The 14,753-nt window shown below is 64.2% G+C and carries 17 protein-coding genes; 3 read left to right on the forward strand and 14 right to left on the reverse strand.

What is annotated here, in order from left to right; genetic code table 11:
- Positions 1–209: 209 nt before the first annotated feature.
- The 8 genes from pqqE to ACP15W_RS13520 all read right to left on the reverse strand — a co-directional run bounded on the left by pqqE (position 210) and on the right by ACP15W_RS13520 (position 6,650).
- Positions 210–1,319: a pyrroloquinoline quinone biosynthesis protein PqqE gene (gene pqqE / locus ACP15W_RS13485; RefSeq protein ID WP_424933437.1), complete on the reverse strand. Its 1,110-nt coding sequence runs from the start codon at positions 1,317–1,319 to the stop codon at positions 210–212.
- A complete protein-coding gene (gene pqqD, locus ACP15W_RS13490) occupies positions 1,316–1,597 on the reverse strand; it encodes a pyrroloquinoline quinone biosynthesis peptide chaperone PqqD (protein ID WP_424933438.1) in 282 nt (93 codons plus the stop codon). The genes pqqE and pqqD overlap by 4 nt, the downstream gene beginning before the upstream one ends.
- On the reverse strand, positions 1,594–2,346 hold the full coding sequence (pqqC, locus tag ACP15W_RS13495) for a pyrroloquinoline-quinone synthase PqqC (protein ID WP_424933439.1): 753 nt from the start codon (positions 2,344–2,346) through the stop codon (positions 1,594–1,596). The genes pqqD and pqqC overlap by 4 nt, the downstream gene beginning before the upstream one ends.
- Positions 2,343–3,239, reverse strand: coding sequence for a pyrroloquinoline quinone biosynthesis protein PqqB (gene pqqB / locus ACP15W_RS13500; protein WP_424933744.1), 897 nt, complete (start codon positions 3,237–3,239; stop codon positions 2,343–2,345). The genes pqqC and pqqB overlap by 4 nt, the downstream gene beginning before the upstream one ends.
- A 23-nt stretch (positions 3,240–3,262) precedes the next feature.
- Positions 3,263–3,358 carry a pyrroloquinoline quinone precursor peptide PqqA gene (gene pqqA / locus ACP15W_RS13505; protein ID WP_424933440.1) on the reverse strand — a complete coding sequence of 32 codons (96 nt, stop codon included), beginning with the start codon at positions 3,356–3,358 and terminating at the stop codon, positions 3,263–3,265.
- 151 nt (positions 3,359–3,509) lie between these two features.
- Positions 3,510–4,112 carry a hypothetical protein gene (locus ACP15W_RS13510; RefSeq protein ID WP_424933441.1) on the reverse strand — a complete coding sequence of 201 codons (603 nt, stop codon included), beginning with the start codon at positions 4,110–4,112 and terminating at the stop codon, positions 3,510–3,512.
- A 127-nt stretch (positions 4,113–4,239) separates the two neighbouring features.
- Entirely contained in the window at positions 4,240–6,054 is a 1,815-nt protein-coding gene (locus ACP15W_RS13515; protein WP_424933442.1) for a glycoside hydrolase family 15 protein, read from the reverse strand.
- Positions 6,055–6,320: 266 nt separating this feature from the next.
- Positions 6,321–6,650, reverse strand: coding sequence for an L-rhamnose mutarotase (locus ACP15W_RS13520; protein ID WP_424933443.1), 330 nt, complete (start codon positions 6,648–6,650; stop codon positions 6,321–6,323).
- A 150-nt stretch (positions 6,651–6,800) separates the two neighbouring features.
- Between ACP15W_RS13520 and ACP15W_RS13525 the strand changes: the two genes are divergently transcribed.
- A complete protein-coding gene (locus ACP15W_RS13525; protein ID WP_424933444.1) occupies positions 6,801–7,661 on the forward strand; it encodes an amidohydrolase family protein in 861 nt (286 codons plus the stop codon).
- Positions 7,662–7,667: 6 nt separating this feature from the next.
- On the opposite strand, the gene ACP15W_RS13530 is transcribed toward ACP15W_RS13525, so the two are convergent.
- Positions 7,668–8,807: a fumarylacetoacetate hydrolase family protein gene (locus ACP15W_RS13530; protein ID WP_424933445.1), complete on the reverse strand. Its 1,140-nt coding sequence runs from the start codon at positions 8,805–8,807 to the stop codon at positions 7,668–7,670.
- Positions 8,808–8,896: 89 nt separating this feature from the next.
- A complete protein-coding gene (locus ACP15W_RS13535; RefSeq protein WP_424933446.1) occupies positions 8,897–9,736 on the reverse strand; it encodes a Crp/Fnr family transcriptional regulator in 840 nt (279 codons plus the stop codon).
- Positions 9,737–9,889: 153 nt separating this feature from the next.
- On the opposite strand from ACP15W_RS13535, the gene ACP15W_RS13540 reads away from it, so the two are divergent.
- Positions 9,890–10,111, forward strand: coding sequence for a DUF1858 domain-containing protein (locus ACP15W_RS13540; protein ID WP_424933447.1), 222 nt, complete (start codon positions 9,890–9,892; stop codon positions 10,109–10,111).
- Between the two features lie 16 nt (positions 10,112–10,127).
- On the forward strand, positions 10,128–10,265 hold the full coding sequence (locus tag ACP15W_RS13545; protein WP_424933448.1) for a hypothetical protein: 138 nt from the start codon (positions 10,128–10,130) through the stop codon (positions 10,263–10,265).
- A 58-nt stretch (positions 10,266–10,323) separates the two neighbouring features.
- Here the strand turns inward: ACP15W_RS13545 and ACP15W_RS13550 are convergent, their stop codons facing one another.
- The 4 genes from ACP15W_RS13550 to ACP15W_RS13565 all read right to left on the reverse strand — a co-directional run bounded on the left by ACP15W_RS13550 (position 10,324) and on the right by ACP15W_RS13565 (position 14,733).
- On the reverse strand, positions 10,324–11,067 hold the full coding sequence (locus tag ACP15W_RS13550; RefSeq protein WP_424933449.1) for a hypothetical protein: 744 nt from the start codon (positions 11,065–11,067) through the stop codon (positions 10,324–10,326).
- A 229-nt stretch (positions 11,068–11,296) separates the two neighbouring features.
- Positions 11,297–12,040: a hypothetical protein gene (locus ACP15W_RS13555; RefSeq protein ID WP_424933450.1), complete on the reverse strand. Its 744-nt coding sequence runs from the start codon at positions 12,038–12,040 to the stop codon at positions 11,297–11,299.
- 540 nt (positions 12,041–12,580) lie between these two features.
- Entirely contained in the window at positions 12,581–13,708 is a 1,128-nt protein-coding gene (gene nagA / locus ACP15W_RS13560) for an N-acetylglucosamine-6-phosphate deacetylase (protein WP_424933451.1), read from the reverse strand.
- On the reverse strand, positions 13,705–14,733 hold the full coding sequence (locus tag ACP15W_RS13565; RefSeq protein WP_424933452.1) for an SIS domain-containing protein: 1,029 nt from the start codon (positions 14,731–14,733) through the stop codon (positions 13,705–13,707). Before ACP15W_RS13565 ends, nagA begins: the two co-directional genes overlap by 4 nt.
- Positions 14,734–14,753: the final 20 nt, after the last annotated feature.

Genomic DNA, 14,753 nt, shown 5'->3' on the forward strand with positions numbered 1-14,753 from the left:
TTCAGATGCAGGGTCACATGATGCTTTTCCGGGACGCAATGTGTCGCTCGAACCGCCACCCGGCCAGCACCGCATTTCGTCCATTCAGACGCATCCGCGATGGCGTGACCCCGAAACCGAGCGCCTTTCTGGGCAGCGCCACTGCGGGCACCATCCGCGCACTCCCCGCGAAATCGAAAACAGGGCCCGAAGGCTGATCCTGCCGCCCCTCAGGGTTGACGTTCGAGAACCTGTTCTGGGCCTGACCGGTAGGTCAGGCCCTTTTTCTGTCCGGCATCCAGAAACACGTCGGTCATTTCCCTGAGCCGGTCATGGGCCGGGGCCTTGATGCAGACCGGATCTGTCGCCGTCGGATCGCCCGCAATCGCCATCGCCTGGCAGCGGCATCCGCCGAAATCCTTCAGCTTGCGCTCGCAGGACCGACAGGGCTCCTGCATCCAGTCCGTGCCGCGAAACGCGTTGAACGCAGCACCGCGATACCAGATCTCGGCGAGCGGCTTCTCGCGTACGCTATCGAACGTGAGGCTCGGGATCGTCTGCGCCGCATGGCAGGGCAGTACCACGCCATCGGGCGCGACATTGAGCCCGGTCGAACCCCACCCGCCCATGCAGGTCTTGGGGTATTTCGCGTGGTAATCCGCCGGCACGTAGTCGATCACCAGCACGCCCTTCAAACGCTCTCGGGCCTCACGCACGACGGCACTCGCCTCCCGCGCCTGGTCGAGCGAGGGAACCAGCGTCTCGCGGTTGAGCATCGCCCAGCCGTGGAACTGCACCGTGGCAACCTCGATCCGTCGCGCCCCCATCGCCACTGCCATGTCGAGCGCATCGGGCAACTGGTGCATGTTCTCGCGGTGCATGACGAAATTGAGCGTCAGCGGGATGTCCCGCGCGCCGATCCATTCGGCCACCGCCATCTTGCGCGCATAGCCGCCCCGATAGCCGCCGATCCGGTCGGCCATCGCCGCATCGGTGCCCTGAAGCGAAAGCTGGATGTGATCGAGCCCGGCCTCGTCGAGCTGGCCCAGCCGCCGTTCGGTCAGGCCGATCCCGGAGGTAATAAGATTGGTGTAGAGCCCCGCCTCGCGCGCCGCCGCGACAAGCTCGATGATATCGCGCCGCGACACCGGTTCGCCGCCCGAGAGATGCAGCTGCAACACGCCAAGCTCTGCCGCCTGCCAGAACACATCCACCCAGGTTTCCGTGTCGAGCTCGGTGTCCTTGCGCGCAAGCTCCACCGGGTTGGAGCAGTAGGGACAGGATAGCGGACAGCGGTGGGTCAGTTCCGCCAGCATGGCAATGGGGGGCTGCACGGTCATGGTCCCACCTCCAGAATGCGCCGCTCCGCCAGCGCCTCGATGAATTCGCCGCTGTCTCGGGCCACGTCCTCGATGGGCGCCCCGAAACTTTCGGCCAGATCGCGGGTGATCGCGCCGAAATCGCGGGTGCCATCGATCCGCGAGAGGATCGCATGGCCGATCTGATCGAGCGCGATGGCGCGTTCCGGCGCAAGCAGCACCCAACCGCCCCGCACCCTGTCCTCATGCAGCCGCACGCCCCTCGGCATCCGCGGCACGCTCTGGGCCGCGAGGCTCATTGTGCCGCCGCTTTCGCAGCCATCCCCTGTCCCGGTTGCCAGGCTCCGGGCGGAATGCGCGCGGGCGAAACGTAAGCCGCGTCAAGCGCATCGAGCTGCGACCAGAGCACATCGGTCTTGAAGGTGAGCGCCGCCGCCGCCGCATCCTGCTTCTCTTGCGTGTCGGCATGATCGAGCACCCAGGCCAGCCCGAAGGCCACGTCCTTGGGAGCCTCGTTCAGCCGGTTGCGGAAATAGGACAGGCTGCTGTCATCGGCGAAGTCGTAGTTCTGAAGCAAGCCCTCGATCCGGGCCGCATGGATCGCGGGGGCGAAGAGCTCGGTGAGCGAGGCCGCGACCGCCTCCAGCAAAGTCTTGTCGCGCACGAACCGGACGTAGGCGTCCACCGCGAAGCGCGTCGCGGGGAGAACCCCTTGGGTGCTCGCCACGTAGTCGGGGTCGAGCCCAACCGCTTCCGCCAGCCGAAGCCAGCGCCGAATGCCGCCCTCGTTGCCCTCGCGCCCGTCGTGATCCTCGATGCGCGACCGCCAGGCCCGGCGCAGATCCGGATCCTCGACCCGGCTCATGAAGGCCGCATCCTTCATCGGAATGCGCGCCTGGTAGTAGAAACGGTTGATCACCCAGGCCCGCACCTGGTCGGGCGTGCATTGCCCGCCATGGAGCCGGTGATGAAACGGATGCTTGTCGTGGTAGCGCTCGGCGCCGATCTGGCGCAGCCTGGCCTCGAATGCCTCGCGAGACTGGGTCATAGCGTGATCTCCATGCCGTCCTGCGCGATCCGCCACCCGGCGGCTTCGGCCTCGGCGCGCTCAGGCGACACTGGCCGCAGAACGGGATTGGTGTTGTTCATGTGAACGAAAATCTTCCGGGCAATCCCCATCTCCGCCATCGCGGCAATCGAACCCTCCGGCCCGCTCATCGAGATATGCCCCATGCGCCGCCCGGTCTTGGTGCCAACCCCCGTGCGCTGCATTTCATCGTCGGTCCAGAGCGTGCCATCGAAAAAGAGGAGATCCGCACCCCGAATGCGATCCGCCAGCCGCTCCGTCACCAGCGCGCAGCCGGGAATGTAGAAGATGCGCTCCGGCCCGCAGACAAGCTCGACACCCACGGTCTGCTCACCTTCCAGATCGGTCTGCACCTCGGCCGCCTCCATGTAGAGCGGAACCTTGCCCGGCACGGGAAAGAGTGTCGCCTCCATTCCCTCCAGCAGGTCAAACGGCGTTCCCACCTCGATGGACTGTCGCGAGACCTTCTCCGCCGAAAGCGCATCGAAGATCGGATTGGCCGACAGAACCCCGTGGATTTCCCCGGTCGCGAACAATGTGAAAGGCTGCTGCTCCCGCAACGAAAGGAGCCCCGCCACATGGTCGATGTCGCCATTCGTAAGGAGCACCGAGCGGATCGGACTTTTCCGCGGCCCGGTGGGATGCAGACAGGCATTCGCCGCGATCTGCTCGCGAATGTCGGGCGAGGCATTCAGCACCGCCCAGGTCTCGCCGTCGGCGCTCACCGCAAGCGAGGACTGAGTGAGGGATGGGATCGCCCCGGACCGGGCCAACCCGCAATTTTCACAGCCGCAGTTCCACTGGGGCAGACCCCCGCCGGCTGCGGCGCCTAATACGCGTGCGCGGAATGCCATCATGCCCTCCGCGCGTCAGCCATTCAGAACAGGACGTCCTGATCGTCCTCTGCGGGGCCGTACATGTTGATTTCCATGCCGCAACTTACTTCGCGCAGAGCAGGTTTGGTCCAGGCCATTATAGTTCCTCCGGTTGGTTCGATCAGATTCTTCTGCATCAGTAAGCGAAGTATATGGATCGTCCCTCCGATCCGGCAACATCAATTCCCACAGACAATGCCTAGACATTGGTCGCAGCGCAGATCGCCGCGCATCGCGAGGCCCGACCCGTCACTCCGCAAGCGGCGCGAGCTCGAGAAAATCGTCCAAGCTCAGACGCTTGAGGCAATAGTCCGGCGCAAGGCCGAGCCCGAGCGGATCGGCCACATTCTGCGCCCCGTCGACCGATTGCACGCTGAGACCCCCGCCCGTCCCGCCGAGGTCGCAGTCCTCACCCTGCACCGACAGCCCCGGTTCGAGTCGCGCCGTGATCGTGAAACTGCAGGAGCGCAGGACGCCCTCCGACGAAGGCGCGATATCGCCGCAAAGCGCCGATCCCGCGCGGAACTGCTTCACCCCGAAGACGAGACCCTCTCCCTCCGCCCGCCAGGCACCCATCGTCGTGCTCTCGAAATCATTGGCCGTCACCAGACCCGTTTCGGCGTCGATCGGTTCGTCGTGGCCCTCTTCGGCCCCGAAGATCACCGCTCCGTCCGCCTCGAAGGCAACCATGAGCCCCTCGCGCACCGCGCCACTCGGCAGGTTGAGCACCACAAACCCGTGATAGACACCGGCAAGATTGGAACCCGCCCCCTGGGCGTGGACGAGGACCGGCGTGCCGCATGGGCCGGCGGCAAAGGCGGAAAGGGCAAGGATTTTCGTGACAGAGGTCATGTTTCAGGCTCCAGGATGCGCGCGTCGAACTCCTGCGCTTGAACTGCAATCCCATCGCGCCGGAAAACCGGACACGAGGCAGCGACACGCCCTCACTCTACCACGAAACCGGAAACCGCAAACCGCCCTACTGGTGCAGCGTCAGCTTCTCGTCCGCCCGGTGCCGCCCGATCATGATTGCGGCCATCACGAGCCCCACGTGACTGAAGGCCTGCGGGAAATTGCCGAGCATCTGGCCCTTGTGTGGATCGTATTCCTCGGCGAGCAACCCGAGATCATTCGCAATTGCCAACAGCCGCGAGAAAAGCTCCTCCGCATCCTCGATCCGCCCGAGCAGCGCATAGACCTCCACGAGCCAGAAGGAGCAGAGCAGGAACGCGCCCTCATGGCCGTCGAGCCCGTCATGCCCGTCGGTCTGGTAGCGCAGCAGGAAACCGTCGCGCATCAGCTCGCGCTCGATGGCCTCCACCGTTCCGACGATGCGCGGGTCGGTCGGCGGCAGGAACCCCACAAGCGGCAGCATGAGCAGGCTCGCATCGACCGTGGTGCTGCCGTAGTACTGGGTGAAGGTGCCCAGTTCCGCATTGTATCCCTTCTCGCAGACCTGCACGCGCACCTCGTCGGCAAGCCCTCGCAGCCAGACCTCCTCATCATGGTCGCCCGCGGCCTTCGCGGCCTTCGAGGCATGATCGAACCCGACCCAGGCCATGACCTTGGAATAGACGAAATGCTGCGGATCGCCGCGCACCTCCCAGATACCCTCGTCCGGCTCGCGCCAGCGTTCGGCGAGGAATTTCATCACCACCTTGCGGTATTCCTCCTGCCGGTGGTGACGCGGCAGCCCGCGCCGGGTGGCGAGCGCCAGAACATCCGCCACCTCGCCATAGACATCGAGCTGGAACTGGTCCGCGGCCGCATTGCCGACACGCACCGGCTTCGAGTTGGCAAATCCCGGCAGCCAGTCCACTTCCCACTCGGTCAGCACGCGTTCGCCCGCGAGCCCGTACATGATCTGGAGCTGGTCGGGCGAGCCCGCCACGGCCCGGATCAGCCAGTTGCGCCAGGCCTCTGCCTCGCGCCGCAACCCGCATTCGAGAAAGGCTTGAAGCGTGAAGGCGCTGTCGCGCAGCCAGCAGAACCGGTAGTCCCAGTTCCTCACGCCGCCCATCTCCTCGGGCAGCGAGGTGGTTGCCGCCGCGGCAATCCCGCCTGACGGGATGTAGGTCAGCGCCTTGAGCGTCAACAGCGAGCGCATCACGTTGTCCTGCCACTTCTTGGGCAGCTTGCGCGGCAGGCGGATCCGATCGGTGAAGGCATCCCAATAGGCCCGCGTCGATTCCAGCGCTTTCTGCGCGGGGGGCGGCTTTGCCACGCCACCGAAGGAAGGCCCGTGCGACAGCACGAAATTGCGCACCTCCCCCTCGGCCACGGTGAAATGGCCGACCGTGTGCAGATCCTCGCCATGCAGTTCCACGTCCGAGTGCAGGATGTAGAGATCCGGCCCGGCAATCGCGTGCCACTCCCGCGGCCCGTCATGCTCCACCCACGGCACGGTGCGGCCATAATCCGCCCGGATGCAGAGATCGCAATCCATCGCCACCCGACCCTCGATCCCTTCGACCTTGCGGATGATGGTCGGCGGCCCCTCCGGCATGGACATGAAATCGACCACGCGCACCGTCCCGGTATCGGTTTCGTGGATCGTCTCGAGGATCATGGTGAAAGGCTCGTAGGAGCGCGTGGTGCGCGCCTTGCCGGCGGGCGCAATCAGCCAGCGACCGTTCTCGCGCGTTCCCAGCAATGCCGCGAAACAGGCCGGGCTGTCGAGCCGCGGCCAGCAGAGCCAGTCGATGGACCCGCTTTTGGAAACCAGCGCGCAGGAGCGCCCGTCCGCAATCAGCCCGTAATCCCCGATTGATCTGGTCGGTACTTGCACATTCATGGGCAGACTGCCTCTTTCTCAACATACTCGGGCACAGACTTCCCGAAAGAAACGGGGTTCACAAGACCTTGGGGGGGGAACCTTTCCAAACTGTTCGCTTTTCGAGCATACGGCGCGCGTCGGTTGCAATCCGAACACAATGAGAAACCTGCACCCGCGATCCTGCCTCAACCTCACACTCTGCCCGGAAATCCGTTCCCGAACGGTAGTTTCTCCGGCATGATACCGGGTCGGCCGGGGGTGCCTAACCGTGCTTCCCGCGACTCTCAATCCACGTGGAACACCTCTTCCATCGGCGCCCACCATTCCCCCTCCTTGGCGGAGGAAAGTGGCGCCTGGCACGGGTTGCAGTAGGTCCACCAGCGCTGCGTCTCGGGATCGGCGGCCATCTTGGCCTCGTCCGCTGCCCAATCCGACCCATGGTATTCGAAATGGGCGAACAGCAGGTTCTCCGGCTCGCGGAGATAGATCGTGTAGTTGCGGATGTTGCACTCCGCGATCTTCGCCAGCACCCCGGGCCAGACATCCGCATGCAGCCGCTTGTATTCCTCGATCTTCTCGGCGTTCACGCCGATCACCTTGCCCATTCGAACCATGTCAGCTCCCCCTGCACTCTTTCTGTCTCGCGCCATATACCAGTGCGATCAATGCCTTCTGTCCCCGAGCGTAGTTGAATCGCCGCGCGACACAAGGGGCGGGATGCGCTAGACAGACTGCAACGAACGAAGGTACGAAGGGGAGGAACCATGCACGAAACCAAAGGCGCGCCCGAGGAGATTCTCGACACGCATCTGCATCTGATCGACCGGGTGCGGCTCGACTACTCTTGGCTCAGGGGCGCAGGCCCGCTCGACCGCGACTGGACGCTGGAGGCCTACGCAGCGGAGGCCCGCCGCATCGGGATCGGTGCCGCGATCCACATGGAGGTTGATGTCGATCCCGAGTATATCACCGCCGAAACCGCCTGGATCGAGGAACTCGCCGCAAGCGGCATCTTCCCCATTGCCGGGATCATCTCCTCCTGCCGCCCCGAACTGCCCGGGTTCGAGGCGGAAATCGAGCGCGCCCAAAGCCGCTCTGCCGTGGTCGGGTTCCGGCGCATCCTGCACGAGGTGCCCGATGACGTCTCGCAGACCGAAACCTTCCGCGCAAACATCCGCAAGCTCGGCGCAGCCGGCCTGCCCTTCGACATCTGCATGCTCGCGCGCCAGCTTCCGCTCGCCATCGAACTGATCGACAGCGCCCCCGAAACCCGCTTCGTGCTCGATCACTGCGGCGTTCCCGACATCGGGGGCGGCGAGTGGGACAGCTGGGCCACCAACATCCGCGAAATCGCCAGGCGCCCCAACACCTTCGCCAAGCTCTCGGGCGTCATCGCCTATGGCGGACCGGACTGGACGCTCGCCGAAATCTCCCGCTACGTCTCCCATGTCATCGACTGCTTCGGCCCCGCGCGGCTCTGCTGGGGCGGTGACTGGCCGGTCTGCACGAAGGGCGGCGGCCTCTCCACATGGGTGGCAGCCAGCCGGGCAATCATGGCATCCCTGAGCGCCGAGGAACGCGCCCGGATCTGGCAGGGCACCGCACGGGATATCTGGAACCTCTAGCGCCCTTCACCCAAGAAGCCCCCGCGCCGCGAGATTGGCCATCAGGGCGCGGGCCCCGAACCACCAGGGCGCGCAATCGGTGCAGAGCCGCACGGTATTGGTCAGCGTGCCGAGCCCCGGCGCGGAAATGCGTACCACATCACCCAGCTCGTGGGTGAACCCCTCACCGGGCAGCTTCCGATCCGCCACGGGCGCGAACAGCGTGCCGAGATAGAGCATCAGCCCGTCGGGATACTGGTGATGCCGCCCGATGGTCTGGGCCACCAGATCCTCGGGTGCGCGGCTGATCTCGGCCATGGAGGAATGACCCCGCATCTCGTAGCCGTCCGGGCCGCGCACCGTCACGGTCAGCTCCAGGTCCCGAATGGCCTCGATCCCGAAGCCGTCATCGAAGAGCCGGATCATCGGCCCGATCGCGGCAGACGCGTTGTTGTCCTTCGCCTTGCCCAGCAGCAGCGCCGAGCGCCCCTCCACATCGCGCAGGTTGACGTCATTGCCCAGGCTTGCCCCCACGATGCGCCCCGTGGAGGCAACCGCCAGCACCACCTCGGGCTCGGGGTTGTTCCAGGTCGAGATCGGGTGCAGCCCCACATCCGCCCCTGGCCCCACGGCGGAGAGCGGCTGCGCCTTGGTGAAGACCTCCGCATCCGGCCCGATCCCCACCTCGAGATACTGGCTCCAGAGCCCTTCTTCCTGCAAGGCCGCCTTCACCCGCGCGGCCTCATCGGAGCCGGCCCGCAGGTTGCGCAGCGAACGTCCGATCAACCCGCCGATCCGGTTCCGGATCGCCTCCGCCCGCGAAGGATCGCCCGCCGCGCGCTCCTCGATGACCCGCTCGATCATCGACCGCGCGAAGGTCACACCGCAGGCCTTGATCGCCTGAAGATCGCAGGGCGCCAGAAAATGAAGCGCTGCCGCATCCCCTACGCGCGCCGATGCGATCTCCTCCAGCGCTCCCAGATCCCGTCCCGGCGCGGATCGCACGTAGCCCGCCGGATCGTCCATCTCGCAGATATCGCGCACCAGCGGCGCAGCGGCGGAGGTGATGTCGATGACCCGGCCCTCGCGCAGGGTCACGACCGCAGGCCCCCGCACCTCCGGCAGCCAGACACGGCCCAGCCATGTTCCCGTCATGTCGTCGATCATGGCCCCTCCCCAATGCGCCGTTCATCCCGGTCCTCCCCTCGATAGATCACGGAGGGCGACAGGAAAACCGCGCTGAAGGTGGCAGGGCGTCAGCCCGGCTTGCTCCAGGCAAGCGCCGGGTCGCGGATCGAGAACTGTTGCAGCCCCTCGATATCGCTCACCCGCACAAAGTGCCCCTTGACCTCGACGCCCGCTTCGCGCTTGAGCCGCGAAAACGCCCGCGACAGGCTCTCGGGCTTCATGCCGAGCCGCCCGGCCAGCAGCACCTTGTCATGCGGCAGGTTGAATTCCACGGCTCCCGCCTCCACGCCGGCCTGATCGAGCAGGAACCGCGCCACCCGTTGCGCACCGGTTCGCGCCTTGAGATCCTCGATCTGACGCACAAGCGCCTGCATGATCTGGCAACTGGCGGTGAGCAGCGCCGCAAGCGCATCGCGATCCGAGTCTATCGCCCTCAGGAGCAGGTCGGCCTCGATCTGCAACAGCCTGCAATCGGAAACCGCCTCACAGCTCACCGGATAGGGCATTCCGCGACAGGCCACGGTCTCCCCGAAACTCTGCCCTTCGGTGAACACGGCAATGACAGCTTCCGCGCCGCTCTCCGTCATCCGGTAGACCTTCACGCATCCTTCGAGCACGAGGAAGAACCGCCGCGCCGGTTCGTTCTGCAGGAAGATCGTCTCGCCCCGTGCGTAGGAGCGATCCATGCCCTGTGCCAACAGGTTACACGCCAAATCCCGCGGCAGCGCCGAGAGCAGAACGGAATTCCGCGCGACCTTCGGAAGGTCCCGCTCTGCCGAAACCCCGCGAGGCGCCGCGCCGGAATGAATCTGGGCTGCGCCGTCCTCCGCGAGCAACTCGTCCAGCGAGTCCAGCTCCTCATCGGTATGCATGTCGTCCCCGCCCTGACCTCTTTTGGTCCCATGCATACTGCTCCTCCCCCGTGAGTCGACATCAGTCGCCGCAACTATTTCGGCTCGCGGTTGAACCTAAGGGGACGGGAAGAGTCTAACGTTGCGATATCGCAAAGTGCGGATGGAAATATGCGGCAAACTTGACGCCGGACCTTCGGGAGACGGCCGATGACCACACCGCCCATTTCTCGGCACACGCCACTTGCAGAGCTCTACCACCGCTGGCCCGAAACGGTACCCGCGTTCATGCAGAGGGGAATGCAATGCCCGGCCTGTCCCTTCGCGCCATTCCATGACATCGCCGATGCCGCCCGCGAATACGGGCTGGACCCGGACGTATTCGCCCGCGCCCTGCGCGAGACAGTCGAGAGATCTGCCGAAGCCGATTAGGACGAAAAGCAGGAGCTTGACCTCGGCCGGAGATTTTCATCGTAAGGTCCTTCGCGCCGCAGGCGCCACGATCATCGAGCGGGCGACCCGCATCGAGATCGACACCAGTATCATCCTTCCGTTCGCGCAACCTGACTTGAGTATTGATCCGTGAGAGGCGCAATCTTTCGCTCCCACTTACGGCCCTTTGAGTCAGGTCTCGCCATGCTGCCTTATTTTGCTCGTTCCACAAAGGCATCAAGCATCGCCTCGGCGCCCCTTTGTATCTCTTCGGATTTGGAGAGATGGATGCGCGCGTAGGTGATTTTCAGCGTTGAGTCGCGATACCAGCTGAACTGTGCGCATTGTGGATTGCGGAAGGGCGGTTGCTTTGGCGAGCAATCGATGAGTAGCGAGACAACGCTGCCCTCGCGCTTGAAGAAGATATCACTACCGCGGTCGCTATTGGTGCGGAAGAAGCCGTTTTCGACAGGATAGTGTCCGAATGGGTCCGCCCCTTTTGCGTAGACGCCGAACGCGTGGAGCAAATCAGCGTCTGGTTCCAGGCCCGGTCGAGTGGCATTAAGCAGAACATTCATGGTCATCTGCGGACCGCCATCGCGCCCCTCCATCTGTTCGCGGTTCTCCCGCGTCCAACCTTCGAAGGTCGGGAGCAGCACACGCAGCAGGAAGCCGCCTTCTTCCGTGTCGCAGCCGATTGGCGGATAGCGGAAGTAGTTGCCGGGAATGGCGTAGCGCGTTCCGCTCACCCGAAGAAACACCGGGTCAAAGGATTTGTTCGGCATATACGGAAGCGGGAGCGCGCTTTCGGCGGCTTCCGCTGCCTGCTCGCATCGGTCATTCGGATGGCTCCAGCCAGGCAAGAAACCCAGGTGGCTCATGACCATCACGACTGCGATCGCCAGCAAGGCAACTTGCGTCGGATTTCCTACTGAACGGCGGAGCAAATGTTTCATTGGAGGCAGCATTCGCCCGATTTTGTTTGTGACCGATTAACCCGGCTGGACAGCTTCCGGGTTGCCAGTGCGGAACACCTCGCGCATCCCTCCCGTTCCGGACGGCCCCGTCGGCGAAACAATGCGGACAAGGACGCGTTTCACGCAATCTGACTTGAGGATTGATCCCGTGAAACGAGTAATCTTCTGCTCCCTCTCCACCCATGGGATCAGGTGTCGAAGCACTGTCCTAATTGGCTCTTTCCACAAAGGCATCGAGCATCGCCTCAGTTCCTTTCTGTATCTCTTCTGATCTAGAGAGGTGGATGCGCGCGTAGGTGACTTTCAGCTTTGAGTCGCGATACCAGCTGGACTGTGCGCATTGTGGGTTGCGGGGTGGCGGTCGCTGCGGATCGCAATCGATGAGTAGCGAGACAGCGGTGCCCTCGCGCTTGAAGAAGATGTCGTCGCCGCGGTCGTTGGTGGTACGGAAGAAGCCATTTTCGACTGGATAGTCTCCAAATGGGTCTGCTCCACGCGCATAGGCACGGAACGCCCGGAGCAAGTCTGCATCTGGCTCCCGACCCGATGGGGTGGCATTAAGCAAAACATTCATGGTCATCTGCGGACCGCCATCGCGCCGCTCCATCTGTTCGCGGTTCTCCCGCGTCCAGCCTTCGAAGGTCGGGAGCAGCACACGAAGCAGGAAGCCGCTTTCTTCCGTGTCGCAGCCGATTGGCGGATAGCGAAAGTAGTTGCCGGGAATGGCGTAGCGCGTTCCGCTCACCCACAGGAACACCGGGTCAGAGGATTTGTTTGGCATATACGGAAGCGGGAGCGCGCTTTCGGCGGCTTCCGCTGCCTGCTCGCATCGGTCCTTCGCATGGCTCCAGCCAGGCAAGAAACCCAGGTGGCTCGTGGCTATGACGACTGCGATCGCCAGCAAGGCAACTTGCGTCGGATTTCCTAGTGAACGGCGGAGCAAATGTTTCATTGGAGGCAGCATTCGCCCGATTTTGTTTGTGACCGATTAACCCGGCTGCACGGCACGCGGGTCTCAATCTGGTTCACGCAGTGGAAACTCCCGGTATAAACGTGCGGAAGTCCGCGTCCCATTCTCGGCTCGCAGCCTGCGGGTGATACTTGATGGCCCGCTGAATGAACTCCGTGAAGGTGATCGACACACCTCAGCCGGAGGCCCCCGGCAAGGGGGCTTGTCGCTTCGGCGAAGAGGCATGATAGCGCGGGTTGCACTTCTCGGGCGGCTGCTTCATCAGCAGACCACGGTGCCCTTTGAAGGCTCTCCGGTAATGGCTTTGCCCCAGGGCGCGCCACTTGTCAGAGATGACTGCTCGAAGCGTTATGGCACCTAAGCCGATGTTTCCGAAGCGCTATCAAGCTGAGTCCACACAAAGCTTGGATTGCGCCGAGAGTTAACAGTGTCTTGAGCAGGGTATGTATGGATTCCATACGGTTTCCATACGGTTTCCATACCGAAACCCGACGCGATTTTCCGCGTTCTGGCGCCGGATCTTTAGATCGCCGGGCGGCACGCGCTCAGATCGGGCGCAATGCGGATCATGTCCCCAAGCACCTGTCCCGCAACGGTTTTTCGCCGGATCAGCGCGGCCGGAACGGTAATCGCGGCCCTCAAGGCGTCCTCCAGCCCGACGCCCACGAGTCCGACCAGATTGCGGACCGCCGTCGTAAGATCGAGATCCGCCCCCGCCAACGTCCCGTCCTCCAGCGTCAACCGGCCCGCATTTCGCCGTATCATCCGCCCCCCGAGTCGAAATTCGGACAGGTCCGATCCCGCCACCGCCATGGCATCACTGACCAGGAAGATCCGTCCCGGACCAGCCTTCGACGCCCATGCCGCGCGCATCGTCGCCGGATGCACGTGGATGGCATCCGCGATCAAGCCGGCCGAGAGCGCCCCATTGGCAAGCGCGGCACCAACAAGACCCGGCTCCCGGCTTCCGAGCTGGCTCATGGCATTGAACAGATGCGTCGCAACCCGCGCGCCAGCCGCTGCATAGCGCTGGCAAGTCTCGAAATCCGCGTTCGTGTGCCCGATCGAGACGATCACCCCGGCCCGAGACAACGCCGCCACCTGCGCCTCGGACACACTCTCGGGTGCCACCGTGACCATCAGCGCAGGCAATGCCCGGGCCGCCGCAAGAAGATTGTCGAAATCCTCCGGCTCCATCGGCCGGATAAGCGCGGGATCATGCGCGCCCTTGCGGGCCAGCGAAAGATGTGGGCCCTCGAGGTGGAGCCCTGCGACCCCCGCGAGCCCCCTTTGCGTCGCCTCGATCGCCGCGGCAATCGCGGCAGCGGTTACCTCGCGCGTATCGGTGATCAAGGTCGGCAGGATCGCAGCTACGCCGAGGTTCCGATGGGCATCGACCATCCGTTTCAGGGTTTCGACGGAGGGATCGTCGTTCAACATCACCCCGCCGCCCCCATTGACCTGCAAGTCGACGTAACCCGCGCTCAGGATATCTCCCCCGAGATCGACGGCATCTTCCGTATAGGGGGCATCGGCCTCCGGGATCAGGGCCGCAAGCTGCCCGTCTTCGAACCGCGCCACATGGCCGTCGTGGAGCCTCTCACCGTCGAAAACGCGCCCGTTGCGAAAGGTGACGACCTTGCCGCTCATAGCGTTTCCGTGACCTTGTTGAGGTGGCGTGGCTTGTCCGGGTCGATGCCGCGATGAAGCGCCACCGTCTCGACCATCCCGTAGAAGGAGACCACCATGGCAATCGGATCCGTGAGCCAGTGGTCCGTGCGCACATGAGGCAGTTCCGTCGCGCGCCGGACACGCCCGGTCGTGGCAAAGACGCGCGCACCCTTGGCCGAGAGTTCGTCCGCCGTCGCCGCAATGCTCTCCTCCGCTGCGTCCCCGGCGGCAAAGGCGATGACCGGAAAACCCTCCTCAACGATCGACATGGGCCCATGGTGCACCTCGGCCGAGGAATAGCTCTCGGCGTGAATGAGGCAGGTTTCCTTGAACTTCAGAGCGGCCTCGTTCGAGATCGCCCAGGACGGGCCGCGACCCAGGGTGAAGAGCGAACGACCCGAAATGGCCTCTGCCGCACCCGACCAGTCGCAGCGCGTCGCCGCCTCCAGCTGGGCCGGCAGCGCGCGGATCGCGGAGAGAAGTTCCGCCTCTCCCTTGATCTCGGCAACGAGCCAGAGACCGGCGACGAGCGACGTGACAAAGGTCTTTGTCGCCGCAACGCTCAATTCGGGCCCGGCATGGATCGGCAGCGTGGCAGCGGCGACATTGCCGAGCCGCGAGTCCGGGTTGTTGGTGATGGCGACTGTCATGGCACCCGCCGCGGCCAGGCCTTCGGTCATGCGCGCGATATCTGGGCTCTGCCCCGACTGCGAGATCGCGATGCAGAGCGCGTCCTTCGCCATGAGATCGACGCCATAGATCGAGGCAACCGATGGACCGATGGATGCCATGGGCCGACGAAGAATGAGCTCGCTCGCATATTTGAGATAGCTGCAGGCATGATCCGAAGAGCCCCGCGCGACCGAGATGAGGAAACGCGGGTCAAGCTCCCGCGCGGCCCCGGCCGCCGTGGCAATGGCCTCGGCCCCATTGGTCAGCAGGCGATCGACCGCTTCCGGGATCTCGAGGATCTCCCGACGCATCAGCGTCTGTTCACTTGGCATGTCTGTGCACTGGCCTTTCG

Source organism: Amaricoccus macauensis (genome assembly GCF_049800915.1).
In the GTDB taxonomy this organism is placed as follows: Bacteria; Pseudomonadota; Alphaproteobacteria; order Rhodobacterales; family Rhodobacteraceae; genus Amaricoccus; species Amaricoccus macauensis_A.

Coding starts and splice junctions, on each gene's coding strand:
- pqqE (WP_424933437.1), bottom strand. CDS start 1,319: ATGACCGTGCAGCCCCCCATTGCCATGCTGGCGGAACTGACCCACCGC.
- pqqD (WP_424933438.1), bottom strand. CDS start 1,597: ATGAGCCTCGCGGCCCAGAGCGTGCCGCGGATGCCGAGGGGCGTGCGG.
- pqqC (WP_424933439.1), bottom strand. CDS start 2,346: ATGACCCAGTCTCGCGAGGCATTCGAGGCCAGGCTGCGCCAGATCGGC.
- pqqB (WP_424933744.1), bottom strand. CDS start 3,239: ATGGCATTCCGCGCACGCGTATTAGGCGCCGCAGCCGGCGGGGGTCTG.
- pqqA (WP_424933440.1), bottom strand. CDS start 3,358: ATGGCCTGGACCAAACCTGCTCTGCGCGAAGTAAGTTGCGGCATGGAA.
- ACP15W_RS13510 (WP_424933441.1), bottom strand. CDS start 4,112: ATGACCTCTGTCACGAAAATCCTTGCCCTTTCCGCCTTTGCCGCCGGC.
- ACP15W_RS13515 (WP_424933442.1), bottom strand. CDS start 6,054: ATGAATGTGCAAGTACCGACCAGATCAATCGGGGATTACGGGCTGATT.
- ACP15W_RS13520 (WP_424933443.1), bottom strand. CDS start 6,650: ATGGTTCGAATGGGCAAGGTGATCGGCGTGAACGCCGAGAAGATCGAG.
- ACP15W_RS13525 (WP_424933444.1), top strand. CDS start 6,801: ATGCACGAAACCAAAGGCGCGCCCGAGGAGATTCTCGACACGCATCTG.
- ACP15W_RS13530 (WP_424933445.1), bottom strand. CDS start 8,807: ATGATCGACGACATGACGGGAACATGGCTGGGCCGTGTCTGGCTGCCG.
- ACP15W_RS13535 (WP_424933446.1), bottom strand. CDS start 9,736: ATGCATGGGACCAAAAGAGGTCAGGGCGGGGACGACATGCATACCGAT.
- ACP15W_RS13540 (WP_424933447.1), top strand. CDS start 9,890: ATGACCACACCGCCCATTTCTCGGCACACGCCACTTGCAGAGCTCTAC.
- ACP15W_RS13550 (WP_424933449.1), bottom strand. CDS start 11,067: ATGAAACATTTGCTCCGCCGTTCAGTAGGAAATCCGACGCAAGTTGCC.
- ACP15W_RS13555 (WP_424933450.1), bottom strand. CDS start 12,040: ATGAAACATTTGCTCCGCCGTTCACTAGGAAATCCGACGCAAGTTGCC.
- nagA (WP_424933451.1), bottom strand. CDS start 13,708: ATGAGCGGCAAGGTCGTCACCTTTCGCAACGGGCGCGTTTTCGACGGT.
- ACP15W_RS13565 (WP_424933452.1), bottom strand. CDS start 14,733: ATGCCAAGTGAACAGACGCTGATGCGTCGGGAGATCCTCGAGATCCCG.